This window comes from Paenibacillus apii (genome assembly GCF_011043685.1).
GTDB classification, from domain to species: Bacteria; Bacillota; Bacilli; order Paenibacillales; family Paenibacillaceae; genus Paenibacillus_AQ; species Paenibacillus_AQ sabinae.
Map to the genome: position 1 here is coordinate 1,031,451 of NZ_JAAKGU010000001.1, position 18,080 is coordinate 1,049,530.

At 53.5% G+C, this 18,080-nt stretch carries 16 protein-coding genes and 1 other RNA gene; 3 read left to right on the plus strand and 14 right to left on the minus strand.

Translation table 11 applies throughout. The features are described from left to right. Window positions 1-66: 66 nt before the first annotated feature. Window positions 67-1,290, plus strand: coding sequence for an aminotransferase-like domain-containing protein (locus tag G5B47_RS05200; RefSeq protein WP_165095028.1), 1,224 nt, complete (start codon window positions 67-69; stop codon window positions 1,288-1,290). 147 nt (window positions 1,291-1,437) lie between these two features. Here G5B47_RS05200 and rnpB read toward each other — a convergent pair. Both rnpB and G5B47_RS05210 read right to left on the minus strand, forming a co-directional pair. Continuing rightward, window positions 1,438-1,852, minus strand: an RNA gene (gene rnpB / locus G5B47_RS05205) — RNase P RNA component class A. A gap of 109 nt (window positions 1,853-1,961) precedes the next feature. Continuing rightward, window positions 1,962-2,927, minus strand: a complete 966-nt coding sequence (locus tag G5B47_RS05210; protein ID WP_165095031.1) for a sugar-binding transcriptional regulator — start codon at window positions 2,925-2,927, stop codon at window positions 1,962-1,964. Between the two features lie 260 nt (window positions 2,928-3,187). Here G5B47_RS05210 and trpB point away from each other — a divergent pair, with 260 nt between their 5' ends. Both trpB and trpA read left to right on the plus strand, forming a co-directional pair. Next, complete coding sequence (gene trpB / locus G5B47_RS05215) at window positions 3,188-4,315, plus strand: tryptophan synthase subunit beta (protein ID WP_165095516.1); 1,128 nt, start codon at window positions 3,188-3,190, stop codon at window positions 4,313-4,315. After that, the gene (gene trpA, locus G5B47_RS05220) at window positions 4,312-5,121 is read left to right on the plus strand and encodes a tryptophan synthase subunit alpha (protein ID WP_165095033.1); all 810 of its coding nucleotides are present in this window, start codon (window positions 4,312-4,314) and stop codon (window positions 5,119-5,121) included. The genes trpB and trpA overlap by 4 nt, the downstream gene beginning before the upstream one ends. Window positions 5,122-5,257: 136 nt before the next feature. Here trpA and G5B47_RS05225 read toward each other — a convergent pair whose 3' ends face one another. The 12 genes from G5B47_RS05225 to G5B47_RS05280 form a co-directional block, all read right to left on the minus strand. Next, window positions 5,258-6,373 carry a Nif3-like dinuclear metal center hexameric protein gene (locus G5B47_RS05225; protein WP_165095036.1) on the minus strand — a complete coding sequence of 372 codons (1,116 nt, stop codon included), beginning with the start codon at window positions 6,371-6,373 and terminating at the stop codon, window positions 5,258-5,260. Further along, window positions 6,349-7,128 carry a tRNA (adenine(22)-N(1))-methyltransferase gene (locus G5B47_RS05230; protein WP_206107196.1) on the minus strand — a complete coding sequence of 260 codons (780 nt, stop codon included), beginning with the start codon at window positions 7,126-7,128 and terminating at the stop codon, window positions 6,349-6,351. Before G5B47_RS05230 ends, G5B47_RS05225 begins: the two co-directional genes overlap by 25 nt. Beyond that, window positions 7,125-7,949 (minus strand): hypothetical protein, encoded by an 825-nt coding sequence (locus G5B47_RS05235; protein WP_165095038.1) that lies wholly within the window; start codon window positions 7,947-7,949, stop codon window positions 7,125-7,127. The genes G5B47_RS05230 and G5B47_RS05235 overlap by 4 nt, the downstream gene beginning before the upstream one ends. A 91-nt stretch (window positions 7,950-8,040) precedes the next feature. Further along, the gene (gene rpoD, locus G5B47_RS05240) at window positions 8,041-9,171 is read right to left on the minus strand and encodes an RNA polymerase sigma factor RpoD (protein WP_165095041.1); all 1,131 of its coding nucleotides are present in this window, start codon (window positions 9,169-9,171) and stop codon (window positions 8,041-8,043) included. Between the two features lie 40 nt (window positions 9,172-9,211). Further along, window positions 9,212-11,032: a DNA primase gene (gene dnaG, locus G5B47_RS05245; protein ID WP_025335908.1), complete on the minus strand. Its 1,821-nt coding sequence runs from the start codon at window positions 11,030-11,032 to the stop codon at window positions 9,212-9,214. Between the two features lie 39 nt (window positions 11,033-11,071). Further along, on the minus strand, window positions 11,072-11,551 hold the full coding sequence (locus tag G5B47_RS05250) for a YaiI/YqxD family protein (RefSeq protein ID WP_165095043.1): 480 nt from the start codon (window positions 11,549-11,551) through the stop codon (window positions 11,072-11,074). Window positions 11,552-11,766: 215 nt separating this feature from the next. Then, a complete protein-coding gene (glyS, locus tag G5B47_RS05255; RefSeq protein WP_165095045.1) occupies window positions 11,767-13,842 on the minus strand; it encodes a glycine--tRNA ligase subunit beta in 2,076 nt (691 codons plus the stop codon). Beyond that, window positions 13,835-14,722, minus strand: a complete 888-nt coding sequence (glyQ, locus tag G5B47_RS05260; protein WP_165095047.1) for a glycine--tRNA ligase subunit alpha — start codon at window positions 14,720-14,722, stop codon at window positions 13,835-13,837. The genes glyS and glyQ overlap by 8 nt, the downstream gene beginning before the upstream one ends. 496 nt (window positions 14,723-15,218) lie before the next feature. Further along, a complete protein-coding gene (gene recO, locus G5B47_RS05265; protein ID WP_165095049.1) occupies window positions 15,219-15,974 on the minus strand; it encodes a DNA repair protein RecO in 756 nt (251 codons plus the stop codon). A gap of 36 nt (window positions 15,975-16,010) precedes the next feature. After that, a complete protein-coding gene (locus G5B47_RS05270; RefSeq protein ID WP_165095051.1) occupies window positions 16,011-16,154 on the minus strand; it encodes a YqzL family protein in 144 nt (47 codons plus the stop codon). Between the two features lie 104 nt (window positions 16,155-16,258). Further along, entirely contained in the window at window positions 16,259-17,152 is an 894-nt protein-coding gene (era, locus tag G5B47_RS05275; protein ID WP_165095053.1) for a GTPase Era, read from the minus strand. A gap of 358 nt (window positions 17,153-17,510) precedes the next feature. After that, complete coding sequence (locus tag G5B47_RS05280) at window positions 17,511-17,984, minus strand: cytidine deaminase (RefSeq protein WP_268958348.1); 474 nt, start codon at window positions 17,982-17,984, stop codon at window positions 17,511-17,513. Between the last annotated feature and the right edge of the window lie 96 nt (window positions 17,985-18,080).

The following is an 18,080-nucleotide window of genomic DNA, read 5'->3' on the forward strand; positions in this document are numbered from 1 at the left end:
ATCTTTACTGTTATACTGCTCTGCCGCTATGATACCATCAAATCACAGGTTAAGGAGCAAAATCGCATGAATATTGTTTACTCCACTATGGCGCAGCATCTCGGCTCATCCGCCGTACGCGATATTCTGAAACTGACTCAGGGAAGTAATGTTATCTCACTGGCCGGAGGGCTGCCTGCGGAGGAGTTATTCCCTCTCGAGGCGGTTCGTGAAGCTTATAACCGGGTTCTGACCGGACCTGCCTCCGTTCTGCAGTATGGTCTAACTGAAGGGTATGCCCCCCTCCGCGAAAAAGTCGCCGCAAGACTGGCCCGGCAGGGAATCACGGTATCACCTTCGGAAGTGGTGCTGACCACCGGTTCCCAGCAGTCGATCGACCTGCTGTGCAGAATGCTGCTCGACCCCGGCGACAGCGTTCTCGTCGAATCGCCGACCTATCTGGCCGCGCTTCAGGTGCTCGGGTCCTACCGCGCCAATATCGTATCGGTGGCCAGCGACAAGGACGGCATGCTCCCTGATGATCTGGAGCATAAGCTGCAGCTCCACCGCCCCAAGCTGCTGTATGCCGTTCCAACCTTCGGCAACCCAACGGGGGCGACTTGGAGCGAAAGCCGCAGGCGCAGCATCGTAGAGCTGTGCCGCCGCTACGGTACGCTCATCCTGGAGGATAACCCCTACGGCGAAATCGCATTTGCCGGAGGGGACCGGGCAGGGCTGCCGCCGCTCGCGGCCATTGACGGCGACATGGGAGGCGGCTCGGTGGTCTACACCGGCACCTTCTCCAAGATTGTCGCCCCGGCTCTGCGCACGGGCTGGATCGCGGGCAGCCGGGAGCTTGTCACCACGGTAGCCAAAGCCAAGCAGGCCGCCGATCTGCATTCCAGCACGATCGACCAGCGCGCGCTGGATGAGCTGCTGTCCGGATATGACCTTGACGGGCATATTGCGGCAATTTCCCATGAGTATGCCGCGCGGATGAAGATACTCTCTTCCGAGCTGCGCTCCCGGAATTGGGAGGGCGCTCACTGGGAGGAGCCTCAGGGAGGCATGTTCCTGTGGCTGACGCTGGACAAGTCGGTCAATACCGCGGAGCTGCTTCCGCTCGCCGTCGCCCGAGGAGTCGCCTTCGTGCCGGGTGAAGTATTCTATCCGGCGAATCCGGATCGAAGCACCATGCGGCTGAACTTCACCCATACGCCGCCGGATCTGCTCCCGCTGGCCGTGGAACGGCTGAACGAGGCGCTTGAAGAATGGAGCGGCAGAAGGCTTGAATCCCCAAATCCGGTCTAAGCCTCTTCTGAGAAAGCCAACTTCATCCACCTTTGGCCTTAGCGTTCAAGAGAACTTGCATTGAAAAAGCGGCGGCGCATCCGGGAAACCGGAAGCGCCGCCGCTTATGACGTGCATTTGATTAGTCGATATATAGTGTTGCCAGTTTAGGAAAGTTTGCCGTAAGCCGGGTTCTGTGCTCTTTGTGGTAATCGCGGGAACTACCCTCCCACTGTGAGCGACAATCATCTATCTAGGCCGTACATTGCTGCACAGCTCCAGCGACCAACCCGAACGCGCCTCAGGCGAAGGCTGCCTCTTCCTTACGGAATCGGCTGCGTTCCATTAGGTCTTGCTCCAGGTGGGGTTTACCAGGAACGAAGTCACCAGCGTTCCTCGGGGTCTCTTACACCTCGGTTCCACCCTTGCCTGTGCCGCCTGCAAGCAAGCGGCCATCGGCGGTCCATTTCTGTGGCACTATCCTTCGGCTCGCGCCGACTGGACGTTATCCAGCACCCTGCCTTATGGAGCCCGGACTTTCCTCCCGCGGCTCGTGGCCGCCGGCGATTGTCTGTCAAACTTTCCGAACAACATTATATATTATACAGGCTGGCCCCATTCGAAACAAGTGTCAAAATCATCCACACCCACAGCACAGTTGAGCTGCATCAGGCCGGCGGCAGCCCATAAGTTTATCTCTTCGCTTTGCCCAATTTCAACAGGCATTTTGCCGTTTCCATATCCGTTACAAGCGTATCAATCCACCCGCCCCGAAGGGTTGCTTCGATAGCAGCGGTCTTGTCCGTACCACCGGCAACCGCGATAACGTTAGGTATATCCCGCAATTCTTTCAGAGATAGTCCTACCATCCTGGTCTCCTCTTCACAATCAAGAATTTTTCCGTCGGCATTGATAAAAGAAGTGCAGACATTCGCTGCAGCCCCCATGGCTTTCATTCTCAAAATGCTTTGAACGTCAAAATAACCGGACTTTACAATGGTCGCCTCTTCTGAGACTTGTCCGATCCCCACAATCGCGACAGTGGCTTTTCGAGCAAGCTGAATCACTTCGCAGATCTTCTCCTCGGCCAAAATCATCTTGCGCATTTGCTCAGAGGTGACGATAGCCGGGGCATTCAGCTGAAAATATTTGGACTTCAATACCTCCCCGAATACTCTTGCGTTTGAGTTAGCGTGCCACTTGGCCCCTTCCGCTCCCCACCCTCCAATTATGGGAACAAACCTCATGTTTTTTTTAGGGAAAAAATGAAGCTCTTGCCCCACGGCGCATACACTTCTTCCGGCCATGATCGCTATGATGTCGTTGTCCTTCAGCACAGATTCCAACATTGCCGCAGCCGCTCTACCCAAATGAAGCTGGGTCAGCATCGGATCGGTGTTCGGCACTTGAATCACTGTCGCATTTCTAATACCGAATGTTTCTGTAATCGCATGTTCATATTGCTGTTCCTCGGCGAACGGATTTTTAATCGTTATCCTTACAATTCCCTCCGCTTTGGCAGCGCTCAGCATACGACTTATCTGCGGCCGAGATATGGACAACCGCTCAGATATTTCTTGTTGACTCAGTCCTTCCTCATAATACATCATGCTGGCTTTTACAAGTATTCGAGTGCGTTCTTGGTTAGAATCCGGCATCTTCGACTCCTTTTTGAACAAATGTTCCATGTTGAAATAATGTTCAGGTGGTTGTATGATTACAATAAATACAAAATTTTCTTTTTTTGTTGGGAGTGATTTGGCAACCCGCCTTCATTATATTCGCGGATAGCCTTTCTTTCCATATCATCATTCTAATTTTATGGTAATTAAAGGAGGATTTCACATTGAGTCTCACATTAAATCACTCCCGGGGCAAGTTTGGGGAATACGGGGGAAGATTCGTTCCCGAGACGCTCATGCATGCGCTTGAGGAGCTGGAACAAGCATTCCTGTATTACCGAAACGAAACGGATTTCGTAGGCGAAGTGAACGAATTGCTGCGTGAGTATTCCGGGCGGCCAACCTCTCTCTATTACGCCGAAAGATTGACCAAGCATTTGGGCGGAGCAAAAATCTACTTGAAACGCGAAGACTTGAATCATACGGGTGCACACAAAATCAACAATACGATCGGGCAAGCGGTTCTTGCTAAACGAATGGGTAAAAAGAAACTGATTGCTGAAACTGGAGCCGGCCAGCATGGCGTGGCAACCGCTACGGTCGCCGCCCTCTTGGGAATGGAATGCAAAATTTTTATGGGAGAGGAGGACATTAAGCGTCAGCAATTAAACGTATACCGAATGAAGCTGCTGGGCGCCGACGTGGTGTCTGTGACATCCGGTTCAAGAACCTTGAAGGACGCCGGCAATGAAACGCTGCGCTATTGGGTAGCCCATGTAGAAGAAACATTTCTCCTGTTCGGCACGGCCGCCGGCCCCCATCCTTACCCTATGATGGTTCGGGATTTTCAAAGAGTTATCGGTGATGAAGCGCGCGAACAAATGTTGTCCAAGGAAGGGCGATTGCCCGATTCAGTGGTTGCATGTGTCGGCGGCGGCAGCAACGCAATCGGGATATTCTTCCCGTTCCTGGAAGACTCGCAAGTACGATTAATTGGCGTCGAAGCAGGCGGAAGAGGACTGCATACCCGCGAACATGCGGCCACTTTGTCCAAAGGAACACCGGGGGTTTTTCAGGGTTCAATGAGCTATTTGTTGCAGGATTCATTTGGTCAAGTCCAACCGGCCCATTCCATTTCCGCCGGACTTGATTATCCGGGTGTGGGACCTGAGCATGCCCATTTAAAAGATATCGGCAGAGCGGAATATGTTTCGATTACGGACCTCGAAGCTTTAAAGGCGCTTCAATTGCTGGGACGGATCGAAGGAATCATTCCGGCGCTTGAAAGTGCGCACGCTCTGGCCCATTGTGTGAAGCTCGCCCCCACCCTTCCTTCAGAACATATTATGATTGTCAACATTTCCGGCCGGGGGGATAAAGATATGGACACGATTATGCAATATCTGGGGGGTCAGCTTCAATGAATCTCATTGACCAAACCTTCGCGGAACTGAAGAAAGAACAGCAAACCGCCTTTATTCCGTTTATAACCGCAGGTGACCCTGATGTATCGACTACCCTGGATCTTATGCTGCAGCTTCAGCGTTCCGGTGCAAATTTGATCGAACTGGGCGTGCCCTATTCCGATCCGTTGGCCGACGGCCCTGTTATTCAACAGGCATCAATAAGAGCCCTGAACAATAATGTTACAATTTTGGATGTTATCGGCATTGCCAACCAAGCTAAAGAAGCGGGCATTGGCATTCCTCTCATTTTATTCACTTATTATAATCCGCTCCTGCAGGCAGGCCTTGAAAACTTGTTTCCTTTAATGTCGAAAAGCGGTATTGACGGGATTATTGTGCCGGATCTCCCTGTAGAAGAAAGTGACAAAGTCCGGTTCCATTGCGAGCAGTATAACATTCATTATATTCCCCTGGTCGCGCCAACCTCCCAGGAACGAATTGGACCCATTGTAGAAAGAGCCTCCGGTTTTGTATATTGCGTATCCTCTCTCGGCGTAACCGGACAACGTAAAAATTTCTATGGAGATATCGAAGAATTTCTCTTAAAAGTAAGAGATAACACCCATTTGCCAATTATTGTCGGATTCGGAATTTCTGATAACAACCAATACAGAAGATTTTCAGAGCTTGCAGATGGAATTGTTGTTGGCAGTACTATTGTTCATACCGTCGAAGAAAATCTCGGCTTGCTTAAGCAACCCACGACTTATTCCCAAGGCATTAATAACATCAGAGAATTTATTTCCCACTTGCTCGGAAACTAAACTTATTTTACCCAATTGTTGTCAACCATAGGGAATTAGAGGAAAGATAAGATTGTTAAAGTTAAGAAAAAATATGGCAAAAAGCGTTCCGCTGTTTCGAGCAGCGAAACGCTTTTATTATGAATACCCGCGCCGCTTAAACAAACCGGAACGGCTCCGTATTCACTTCGGAAGCGTACACCGGCGTTTCATACTTGTGCTCCGTCAGCTTGGCCTTGATCCATTCGGCCACCTTAACCTTCATAATCTTCTCGGCGTTATGGCCGGGATCGATCAGCGCCACACCTCCCATCAGCGCATCCTGCGCCGTATGGTAGTCGATATCACCCGTGACCAGCACATCGGCACCGCGGAAGATCGCGCTGCCAAGGAATTTACCGCCTGATCCCCCAAGCACGGCGGCTTTGCGGACAGGCCGGTCTAAGTCCCCCACCACGCGCACCTTGTCTACGTTCAGACCGGTTTTTACGGTTTCCACGAACTGCCCCAGCGTAGTCGGCTCTTTAAGTTTGCCAACCCGGCCCAGTCCGAAGCTGCGGCCTTTGAGATCCATGGAATAGAGGTCATAGGCGACTTCCTCGTAAGGATGGGCCTTTAGCATCGCCTGAATGACCTTGGAGCGGATGCCGAGGGGGACAATCGTCTCGATTCGGACTTCCTCTGCCCGCTCGATTTTGCCCTGCTGCCCGATGTAAGGGTCTGCTCCTTCCCGGGGGAGGAACGTGCCGTATCCCTCGATATTGAAGCTGCAGTGGCTGTAATTGCCGATCCAGCCCGCCCCGGCGTTCAGGACGGCATCCAGCACCTTCTGGTGATGGTCCTTCGGTACGAAGACGACGAGCTTGGACAATTGTTCGGTATGAACATCCTTCAGCGGAGCGGCATTCTCGATGCCAAGCGCCTCGGCCATCCAGTCGTTCATGCCGCCTTCGGTAATATCCAGATTCGTATGACTGATGTACACAGCGATATCTTTCTTGATCAGCTTCTCGTAGATCCGCCCCATAGGAGTATCCGTCTGGAGCTGCTGCAACGGCCGGAAAATAATCGCATGATGCGCAATAATGAGATTGCAGCCTCGGGCAATTGCCTCCTCCACAACCTCGTCATTCACATCGAGCGCAATCAGAACGCCGGTAATTTCTTTATGCAGACTTCCAAGCTGCAGGCCGATTTTGTCGCCTTCCTCCGCTACATGCTTAGGAGCAAGCTGTTCCATGTATTGAATTACGGTTTGTCCTTTGGCAAGCATGCCAGCACCTCCGTGATCTCTTGGATAAGTTCCCCGATCTCCGAGCGTTTGCTTTCGGCAGATTCTAGCTCCGAGCGCGAGAGCGATTGCCTGATACGCTCCAGCTTCGATATTTCGTCCTGCCATTTGGCAAAAAAGACCGGGCCAGGCTGCCGGATCAGCCAAGGGCCCATGTTCAGCAGCGTTTCCATCCGGTACGGACGCTCTCCGCCCGCCTTCGCCGCTTCCGCATACAGGCTTTCGTTGGTCAGTCCCGCTTCGGGATCTTCCGGTACGGCGGTTAGCACCTCATACCGTTTGCCGTCCTCCTCAAGCAGAGCTTCGGCGGTCAACACCCAGCCGTTATCCAGCAGCCACCGGCGGAGAATATCCTCGCCGACATTGGGCTGAAGCAGCAGCGTCCTTACTCCCCCCAGCTTGCCTTCCAGTAAGCCCCGGTTCAGAATTGAGGCGATCAGAGCGCCGCCCATGCCCGCAATCGTGATGCAGTCGGCCTCTTCCGGCCGGAGCACCTCCAGCCCGTCCCCCTGGCGAACAGAAATACGTTTCGTAAGTCCCGCATCCTGTACCGCCTTTTGGGCTGCGCGAAGCGGTCCGGGATTCACTTCCCCGGCCACCGCGCTAACGGCGCGCCCGGTCTGCACCGCCGCCAATGGCAGCAGCGCATGGTCCGAGCCGATGTCGGCCAATTTCGAGCCCTGCGGAATTTGTTCCAGCAGCAGCCCCAATCTTTGCGATAATTTCACGTTGTTCATGTAGCCACCCACGCAATCCATTTTTTTCGAAAAAGAAACAACAACGTAAGCTCGGCGGCGATCTTTCCGATCAGCAGCAGTGAAAGCCATGCCGGATAATCCCGCCGCAGCAGCAGACTGTCTATTTCGGGCATGAGCCACAGCAGAGCGCCGACTCCAAAATAGACGCCGGAAACGCCTTTGACCCGATGATACAGGAGCCAGCTCAGCCAGATCATCAGCACGCACAGCGGGAGCCAGAGCAGCTGCAGTTCCCATACTCCGGCCTCCGGACGAACTCTGCCCGCAAATCCCGCATACAGAAGGCAGAGCGCCCCGTATCCTCCGAAATGAAGCAGACCGATCCGCAGCGTGAAGCCCAGAATGATCCAGAGCAGCCCGCAGACACCTACGAAAATGGGAATCGAAAGTCCATCCTCCAAATTATGGAGAAAAATCATCCATAACCCGAAGCCCAGCGTCAAAAAACTGCCGATTCCCGCCAGAGACAAGCCGATGATAGGCATTCGGTTCCTCAATAAACCGGCATATCCGTAGCATACCACAAGCAGCGATACCGCTGTCGCAAGTTGCAAACCCCAGGGAAAAACGCTAAAATAAAAACCAATTAACAAAATCAAGGAAATAATTCCAAATGCAAACATCCAAATTTTAATATTTCCTTGCTGCAGATTTTGCAGCGTTATCGGATTACTGTTGGGTACCTCGCCTTCATCACTGTACAAATTCGTGAGAAAGTCGCAGTACTGCTCCGGGAGGAGCTTGGTACGGCGCCAATACTGAATCTCTTTTAAAATGATGTCACGCTTCTCCACATTCAACGTCGATCCCTCTTTTCAAGCGGCAGCTATTGACTATAGACAAAAGGACCTCCTGCCGCATGCAGCAGAAGGTCCTTTAAAGGCTGATTTGTTATTCCAGAAAATCCTTGAGCCGTTTGCTGCGGCTCGGATGGCGCAGCTTCCGCAAAGCCTTGGCTTCGATCTGGCGAATCCGCTCCCGGGTAACGCCGAAGACTTTGCCGACTTCCTCGAGCGTCCGAGTCCGACCGTCGTCAAGGCCAAAGCGCAGGCGGAGCACATTCTCCTCACGCTCGGTCAGCGTATCGAGCACATCCTCCAGTTGTTCCTTAAGCAGCTCGTAAGCGGCTGCGTCCGCAGGAGCGAGCGCCTCCTGATCTTCAATAAAATCGCCCAAATGGGAATCGTCTTCCTCCCCGATCGGGGTTTCCAGCGATACCGGCTCCTGGGCAATCTTCATGATTTCCCGAACCTTCTCGACGCTAAGCTCCATTTCGGCCGCAATTTCTTCCGGCGCGGGTTCGCGCCCCAGCTCCTGAAGGAGCTGACGGGACACCCGGATCAGCTTGTTAATCGTTTCCACCATATGAACGGGAATACGAATCGTCCGCGCTTGGTCGGCAATGGCGCGGGTAATGGCCTGCCGGATCCACCATGTAGCGTACGTACTGAATTTGAAGCCTTTATTGTGGTCGAATTTCTCTACCGCTTTGATGAGACCCATATTGCCTTCCTGGATCAAATCGAGGAAGAGCATTCCCCGGCCTACATAACGCTTCGCGATGCTGACGACCAGACGCAAGTTCGCCTCAGCCAGACGGCGCTTCGCTTCTTCATCGCCGTTCTTGATCCGCATAGCCAGTTCAACCTCATCGTCGGCCGAAAGCAGCGGCACCCGTCCGATTTCCTTCAGGTACATGCGGACAGGGTCGTTGATCTTGATTCCGGGCGGGAGCGACAAATCATCGTCAAAGCTGAAATCGTCGCCATCTCCGCTCTCGCTTTCGTCATTTGGACGAAGCGTCACTTCCTCGTCGTTATCGTTAACGACTTCAATTCCCATATCACTGAGCTGCTCATAGAATTCATCCATTTGCTCGGGGTCCTGATCAAATGGCGACAGTTTCTCCATAATATCTTTAATGTTCAGTGAAGATCTTTTCTTGCCAGACTCAATAAGCTGATCTTTGACCTGGTCGAGCGTAAATTCCGTCTCCAGTTCGGTATGCTGATCGTTCGCCATTATTCGACTCCCTCCTCCCTAGGTACATCCTGTCAAACATTCACTGTCTGTCTAGGGCTATAATCTCACTTGCAATTTGTGCCGCACGCAAAAAATCACCGGCTTTTTCCGCCTCAATCATCTCTTCCCGCTTCTTATCCATCATACGCTGCACGGGATACTTCCGCACTTCACGGATATAATCGTCCAGTACCTGCGGACTCCAGTCGGGAGGCGATTCCATCATGGAAATGGAGGCCGCGATCTTCTCCAGCCGGTCGTCCTGCAGCGAGGACAGAAACCGGCTGATATCCGGCGGCTTGCCTTGCGCATAATAGGCGTATAGATAAGCGGCAATCGCCGCATGATCATCGATGTTGAAATCTTCTCCGAGATGTTCGTTAACATAAGCGGCCGCGTCGCTATCCTGAAACATCAGGGACAGCAGACTCCGTTCCGCGGCATGGTAAGCCGGAAGAAGGGCTCTTGCCTGCACTTGCCCTTTTTTATGCCTACCATTATTCCACCTTTTGTCGTTATTATCCCCTTCGGGGATGTTTTTTTGCATCGAGGCCCTGAGCAAATTGCAATCCTGCTTCAAGCTCTCGTAGCTCAGTTCGAGCTCGGCGGCTATTTCCTTCAAATATACTTCCCGTTCCGTAGAGGAATGAAGGGAAGCAATAATGGGGAGCGCCTCCTTGACATAGGCAATTTTGCCGTCTTCCTCTAGGAGTATATGGTTTTTTTTCAGATATATAAGCTTAAATTTCACCGTTGAAACCGCAGATTCAATGATTTGCTCCCTGAAGCGCTCTCCCCCGTACTGGGAGACGAACTCGTCGGGGTCCATACCGCCGGGAATCACCGCCACCTTGACTCGCAGGTCCACGGCTTCGAGCATCGAAAGAGCCTTCAACGCCGCAGCTTGTCCCGCCCGGTCTCCGTCATAAGCGATTACGACTTCGTCGGCAAGAGCCTTGATCATCGACGCATGGTTCTCCGTCAGGGAAGTCCCCATCGTCGCCACGCCGTTATGCACACCCGATTCCCAAGCCGAGATGACATCCCCGTAGCCTTCAAAAAGAACGAGCTGCCGCGTTTTGCGGATGGATGCTTTGGATTGGTGCAGATTGTACAATATCCGGCTTTTGTTAAAAAGCTTGCTCTCCGGGGAGTTCAAATATTTCGGCTGCCCTTCCCCGAGAATTCTCCCGGCAAAAGCCACCACTTTACCGGCACGGTTCGCTATCGGAAAAATAATCCGGCCGCGAAAACGGTCGATATAGCCTTTGCCCTCGCTTCGGGCCGACAACAGCCCGCCTCTCTCCATTTCGGCGAGGTCAAATTGGCGTCTTTCCAGAAACTGCAGAAGCGTATCCCAGCGGTCCGGGGCAAATCCGATCTGGAATTGGTCGATCATTTTATCGCTGAATTTCCGGGATCTTAAATAATCCATGGCGGCTTTGCCGTGTTCCGTATTTTTCAGCAGATAATGATAGAACTTCGCAGACCATTCATATGCCTGGAGAAGCCGGTCAATCTCCGGATTATGCGCTGACTGAATGCCTCCCGCGCCTTCCGGCATCGGAATGTCGCTTTCTTCGGCCATTATTTTGACGGCTTCGGGAAAGGATAACCCTTCGATTTCCATCCTGAATTTGATGGCATTTCCGCCCATGCCGCAGCCGAAGCAATGAAACACTCCGCGATCCGGAGTTACTGTGAAGGAAGGGGTGCTTTCCGAATGGAACGGGCAGAGGCCCCATAAATACTTCCCCCGTTTGGTCAGATGGACAACCTTTCCTACGGTATCGACAATATCATGCTTTGCCAGCACGCTTTCGATAACTTCCTCGGGAATATTGCCGTGTCCGCTTGCCACTACAACCACCTTCATCTCTTGACAAATAAATAATATTCGCTAAAGTTGAACATTCTCCTGCAATAGATTCAAAAGTTTTGTCAGTTTATGTTGAAAAAAATTTCGGTCCTCCGCGGTAAACGGTCTGGGTCCTTTGGAGTGACGGCCCCTTCTGCGCTCTTTCGCCCGGGCATGCCTTCCTTCCAGCATCATATCCATGTTGGTCTCATCGTATGTCTGACCCCTGAAGGAAAGAACATGGCAGCCTTTCGCAAGCACCAGGGCAGCCAGCCCGTAGTCGCCTGTCAGCACGATATCCCCGGACTTGACGTGATTGGCGATGTAAAGATCGGCGCTTTGATCGCTGTTGTCCACATGTACGACATCGACGCCTTCCCCGCCCCGAAGTTCATGGGCGTAAGACGACACCATCATCACCGGGACGCCGCAAGCGCGGGCGATGTCCGCCGTTTCTTTCTTGACCGGACAGGCATCCGCATCGATCACTATCGTTCTTCCCCGAGCATCCGTACTGTTCATAGGCTGTCACCGTTTCCCGTGTAATATATATACGCGCCTATCCCAAAAAATCCTTCCGGCTTCTTCCGAATCTTAAAAAAGCGTAAAATACGGAACGAAAGCCGCAAGCTTACGCTTTTGGCGCCGTTCCGTATATTTATACCCTAAACCGGCGTTCTATACCACCAGACCTGCATTTTCTTCATGATTACCCCGAACAGGAGTCTAACGGCGAGCTACCAGACCAGTTTGCCGAAATCGGCAAAGCTCTTCAAGTCGGCGTCAATGCCAGCCAGCAGCGCGAGACGGTTAGCCCGGACCCGCTCATCCTCGGCCATAACCATGACCGAATCGAAGAAGGCGGTTATCGCATCGCTGAGTCCAGCCAGCAGCGTGAGCGCCTGTCCCGCGTCATCCGCTTCCAGCGCTTTCTGGTACGGCGTACGCAGCGACTGCCACGTTTCATGCAGCGTGCTTTCGGCCGCTTCGTTCAGCAGCGCGGAATCCAGAGCGGCTCCGGTGGCTTTGGCCGCCAGATTGCTAACCCGGTTGAAGGAATCCACCGTATTCTTGAAATTATCCTTAGAGTCCACGGCATCCGCAAGCGCCCGGCTTCTGGCAACAACGGCTACAATATCGTCGTAGCCCGCGGCCATAACCGCGTCGACCACATCATAACGGACATTGTCCGACAGAAGACGCTTTACGCGCAGACCGAAGAACTCATACAGGTTAGTACGCAGTTCATCCACGGAAAGTTTCAAATTTCGAGTATTATCATGAACCTGAACAGCAATTTCGAAAATATCGTTCAGGCCAACCGGCAGCTTCCGCTCCAACACGATCTGTACGATGCCCGCCGTCTGGCGCCGCAGCGCGTAAGGGTCCTGGGAGCCGGTAGGGATAATGCCGATCGAGAAGCAGCCGACGATCGTGTCGATTTTGTCGGCAATGCTGACGATCGCGCCCGCTTCCGTAGACGGAGTGGTGTCTCCGGCAAAACGCGGCTGATAGTGCTCGAAGATGGCTTTGGCCACCAACTCGTCCTCGCCCGCTTTGCGCGCGTAATCCTCGCCCATCGTTCCTTGCAGCTCCGGAAACTCGTATACCATCAGGGTAACGAGATCGAATTTGCAAATATCCGCGGCACGGCTGACTTTCGCCGACACTTCCGGCGCTGTCTGCAGCTTGGCAGCCAGGCTGTCCGCGATTTGACGGATGCGGCGAACCTTGTCGGCGACGCTGCCGAGCTCTTCATGATAAACGATGGTTTCGAGCTTGGCGAGGGCATCCTCAATCTTCAGCTTCTGATCTTCTTCATAGAAGAACTTCGCATCCGACAGACGGGCACGCAGCACCTTCTCGTTCCCTTTGGCAATCGTCTCAAGATGTTCGGCATTGCCGTTGCGCACGGTGACGAAATAAGGAAGCAGCTTGCCTTCGGCATCCAGCACCGGGAAATAGCGCTGATGCTCGCGCATCGATGTAATCAGCACTTCCTGCGGAATATTCAGGTAAGCCGGATCGAATGTGCCGAACAGCACTGTCGGCGTTTCGACCAGGAACAGCACTTCTTCCAGCAGGTCTTCCTTGATGGCAATCGTCCAGTTTTTATCCGCAGCCAGCTTGTTGATCTGTTCAAGAATCAGAGCCTCGCGTTCCTCCACATCGGCAATAACATGCTGGGAGCGCAGATTTTCTACATAATCGGAAGGCTGTCCGATGACAGCTTCCTGCCCGAGGAACCGATGGCCGCGGCTGACATTGCCGGTTTTGACGCCCGTAATTTCAAAGTTGATAGGGTCGCTACCGAACAGCGCGACCAGCCAGCGAATCGGACGAACGAACTTGAAATCATAAGCGCCCCAACGCATATTTTTCGGGAAGGTCATGGCGCTTACGATTCCGGTCAAGCCTTCCGCAAGCAGGGAATACGTGTCCACGCCTTCGCTGCTCTTGGTGGCGTAAATATATTCGACCCCGCCCACTTCCTTAAACGTGAACTGTTCAGGGGATACACCTTGGCTGCGGGCAAATCCAAGCGCCGCCTTGCTCCATTCGCCGGCCGCGTCCAGCGCGATTTTGCGGGAAGGGCCTTTCACTTCTTCGCTGACGTCCGCTTGTTTCTCGGCTACATCCTTCACGAGAACGGCCAGACGCCGCGGCGTTGCATACGACTTCACTTCTCCGTGCTCCAGGCGGGAAGCATCCAGCCATTTGGTCATTCTGTCCTGAAGCTGCTCCATCGCTGCCCGGATAAACCGCGCAGGGATTTCTTCCAGCCCGATTTCAAACAGCAGGTCCTTAGCCAAGCTGAACACCTTCTTTCTTCAGCAGCGGGAAGCCGAGCTTCTCGCGCTCCTCCACGTAAGTTGCCGCCACCTGGCGGGCCAGATTGCGCACTCTTGTAATAAAGCCCGTACGCTCCGTCACGCTGATCGCGCCCCGCGCATCCAGCAGGTTGAACGTATGCGAGCATTTCAGCACATAGTCATAGGCGGGGAATACGAGATGGCGGTCCATGGCCCGGCGCGCTTCCGCTTCGTACGTATTGAAAAGTCCGAACAGCATGCTCACGTCCGAAACTTCGAAGGTGTAAGTGGAATGCTCCACCTCCGGCTGATGGAACACGTCGCCGTAGGTCAAACCGTCGACCCACTCCAGCTCGAACACATTCTCCTTCTCCTGAATATAGGAAGCAAGGCGCTCCATGCCGTAGGTGATTTCAACCGAAACCGGGCTGGTCTCAATGCCGCCCACCTGCTGGAAATAGGTGAACTGCGTAATCTCCATCCCGTCCAGCCATACCTCCCAGCCGAGTCCCGCGCAGCCAAGCGACGGATTCTCCCAGTTATCCTCAACGAACCGGATGTCATGCTGCAGCGGATCGATGCCCAGCGCCTGCAGGCTGTCCAGATAAATCTCCTGAATATTATCCGGGGACGGCTTGATAATCACCTGGTATTGATGATGCTGATACAGACGGTTCGGGTTCTCCCCATAACGTCCGTCCGAGGGACGGCGTGACGGCTCGACATAGGCCACTTTCCACGGCTCGGGTCCGAGGGAGCGCAGGAATGTCATCGGGTTCATCGTGCCCGCGCCTTTTTCCGTGTCATACGGCTGAACGATAATGCAGTTCTGCTTCGACCAGAACTCATTCAGCGTCAAAATCATCTGCTGAAAATTCATGCTACCGACTCCTTCGCGTAAATGTTGTGTGCTGCCGGAATCCACGGTCCCTGAAGACCGGCCAATATAGCGCCCGGCAAAACGTCCTGCGATGGAGGCGGTGCTCTTATATTCCGGAAGGAAGATGATCATATCTTTCGTTCCAGACCAAAAAGCTCCCGCCCCCATGCCTGAAATTCAGACATAGGGACGAGAGCTGTTCATATACTCCCGCGGTTCCACCCTACTTGATTCCGCCATTCACGGCTGCTGCCGGTGATTTGCGAAATCCACTTTTCACACTGCCGCCTCCGCACTCCCGGGTGCCGTTTCATGAGCGCTGCCGCACCGGGCTCCCACCGTCCCCGGCTCGCTATTCCAAGCAATCGTTCATTACTCTCCCGTTCCACATGCGTGCCGGCTATGCCGGCGGCGGCCTTCTCGTCGTTTGCCTTTAGGCAAGACATGATCCAACAAGAAGAAACTGCTCCTATATTAACGGAAAATCCGGCGTTCGTCAAATATTGTATTTATCGAGCTGATCCAGGAAATTTTGCGACTTCAAGCGAAGTCCCAATTGGGTATCCATAAATGCCCTCATGATACTCTTCAGCTCTGCCCGTGTGCTTTCCTTTACGTCCACATTGCCCAGACGGGTGAGATCCAGGGCGGCGAACAGACGGAGCAGCTTCAAGGCACGGGGCGAAACCTCCATTGCCGGCGGATCATTGTGCCGGCAACTTCGGCACAATGATCCGCCCAGCCGGGGACTTAGCCGCATTTCGTCATCCGGCTTCTCCCGACCGCAGGCAACGCAGGAATCCAGCTGCGGACCGTATCCGGCCGCCTGGAGTATTTTCATCTCGAATACATTGATAATAATCCCGGGCTCCTTGCCCTCTTCCAGCGCATCCAAACAGGCGGACAGCTGCCGGAACCAGAAGCTCCCCGTCTCCTCGTCATGCAACACCCGGTCCAGCAGCTCGCAGGCATACGAACCGTAGGCGGCTTTAATCAGATCTTCCCGAATCGGATGATGGGAGTTGATAATCTCGCCGGAATTCAGCGTACCAAGCCCGCTGTTGTTTCTGAAAAACACATATTGTCCTACCGTAAAAGGCTGAATTAGTGCCGCATGACGACTTTTTACTTTTTTGGCTCCCCGGACGAGAACCCCTACCTTGCCCGCATTTTCGGTGCAAAGCGTAATGATGGCGTTCCCCTCGCCGTAGTCCATACTGCGGATGACGATCCCTTCAACCCTGTGTAGCATGCCTCTTCCCCTAACCACTCGGCAAGCAACCAGTTCCTAGTTCGCTTCTTCGTCATAGACCTGCTCTTCTTCCGCCGCTGTATCGGCCGCCGTAACCATCGATTCCCCGGCTTCCCGGTACAGAAGATAAGCATCGACATCACCAGTCATTGCAAAATACTTCCACGAAAAATCTCGCATTCGTATTATCCCCCTTCGCAAAAGCACGATGTCTTCTCTAAAGTAGGATGTGCGATGGGACGGGTTCTATCCTTGCAATTACTGGCAGCCGATCGTGATAAATATCACTGGTCTTTGTGGAAGCCTAAATCGCGCAGCACGCGCTCCTGGTTGCGCCAGTCTTTTTTCACTTTTACCCAAAGCTCCAGAAACGTCTTGGACCCGAGCAGATTTTCAATATCGGTACGAGCCCGTCTGCCAACTTCCTTCAGCATCGCGCCTTGTTTGCCGATGATAATCCCTTTTTGCGAATCCCGTTCGACAAAAATAACGGCGGAGATATGCACCACTCCATTCGGCTCCGCGCGCATATCCTCAATGGCCACCGCAATGGAATGCGGCACTTCCTCGCGGGTCAAGTGCAGAATCTTCTCGCGGATCAGCTCGGCGATGACGAACTGCTCCGGATGGTCGGTCACCTGATCGTCCGGATAATACTGCGGGCCTTCCGGCAGGTATTTCTGGAGTTGATCCAGCAGTGTGTTTACATTGCTGCCTACCTTGGCTGAGATGGGAACGATTTCGGCAAAATCATGCAGCTTGCTGTACTCCGTAATCAGCGGCAGCAGCGCTTCAGGCTCCAGCTTGTCGATCTTGTTCATGACCAGAATAACCGGCGTCTTAAGTCCCTTAAGCTGCTCGATAATAAACCGGTCGCCTCCGCCAAGACCCTCGGCGGCGTCAATCAGGAACAGCACCGCCTCCACCTCGCCAAGTGTGCTCATCGCTGTCTGGTTCATGTAATCCCCGAGCTTGGACTGGCGTTTATGGATGCCGGGCGTGTCGAGGAAGACGATTTGCGAATCGTTCGTCGTGTAGACGCCGTGAATTTTGTTGCGGGTCGTCTGCGGCTTGTCCGACATGATAGCGATTTTCTGCCCGATGACCTGATTCATCAGCGTTGATTTTCCTACGTTGGGTCTGCCGATAATGGCGACAAATCCCGATTTGTATGACATATGTTAGTTCTCCTTATTAATAGATTTCGATCCCCCTAAATCCCCCTTAGCCAAGGGGGACCCCAAGGGCCCGCCCTCTGGACACCCGGAATTGGGCGTGCCTGCCACGGCTGGAGCGGTGAAGGGAATGCGGCGAATGACACGCTTACGTTCCCTTGCGGTCACCCGCTCCAGTTTGTGCCGGGAAGAGCGGTGCGTAGAGTGTCGAACGAGCGTGCTGAGAGACTCAGTGCGGGCAAACCGCTCGCGGCTTCGCCGCAACGCTTACGCTTGCGCGAATACGAGCGCGTTTCTGCGGCGGGGTTTCTTCTACTCCGTGCGAGCAACCGCTCGCGGCTTCGGCCGCAACGCTAGCTTTTTACTCGGGGGCCTGTCCCTGCTTCAGCTCGTCAGGGCCGAAAGCGCCGGGGAGCAGCTCGCGGACCGTAGTCTCGCGAATGTCCCCTTTCATATTGCCCAGAATGATTTTCATATCGGGTTCGCACAGCTCAACGATGACCTGACGGCAAGCGCCGCAAGGCGTAATCGGCAGCTCGGTATCCCCTACTACGGCTAGCGCTTTAAAGGTGCCGCGTTTATGTCCCTGGGCCATGGCGCTGAAGAGAGCGGTGCGCTCGGCGCAATTCGTGACGCTGTAGGCGGCGTTCTCGATGTTGCAGCCATGATGAACCTGTCCATCCTGGTCCAGAAGAGCGGCGCCAACGCCGAAACGGGAATACGGGATGTAAGCTTTAGCCCGGGCTTTGATGGCCTCTTGAAGCAGCGTGATGGAATCCATAGTTGTCCTCCTAAAAGTTTTGGTAGCACTAGCTTCTTGAGTATTCTTCGGCAAAACTTACTTTGGAAGCATTACTTAGTTTTGGTAGCATAGGCTTCTCGAGTATTCTTCGCAAAACTTGCTTCGAAAGCGTTACTTAGTTTTGTAAGC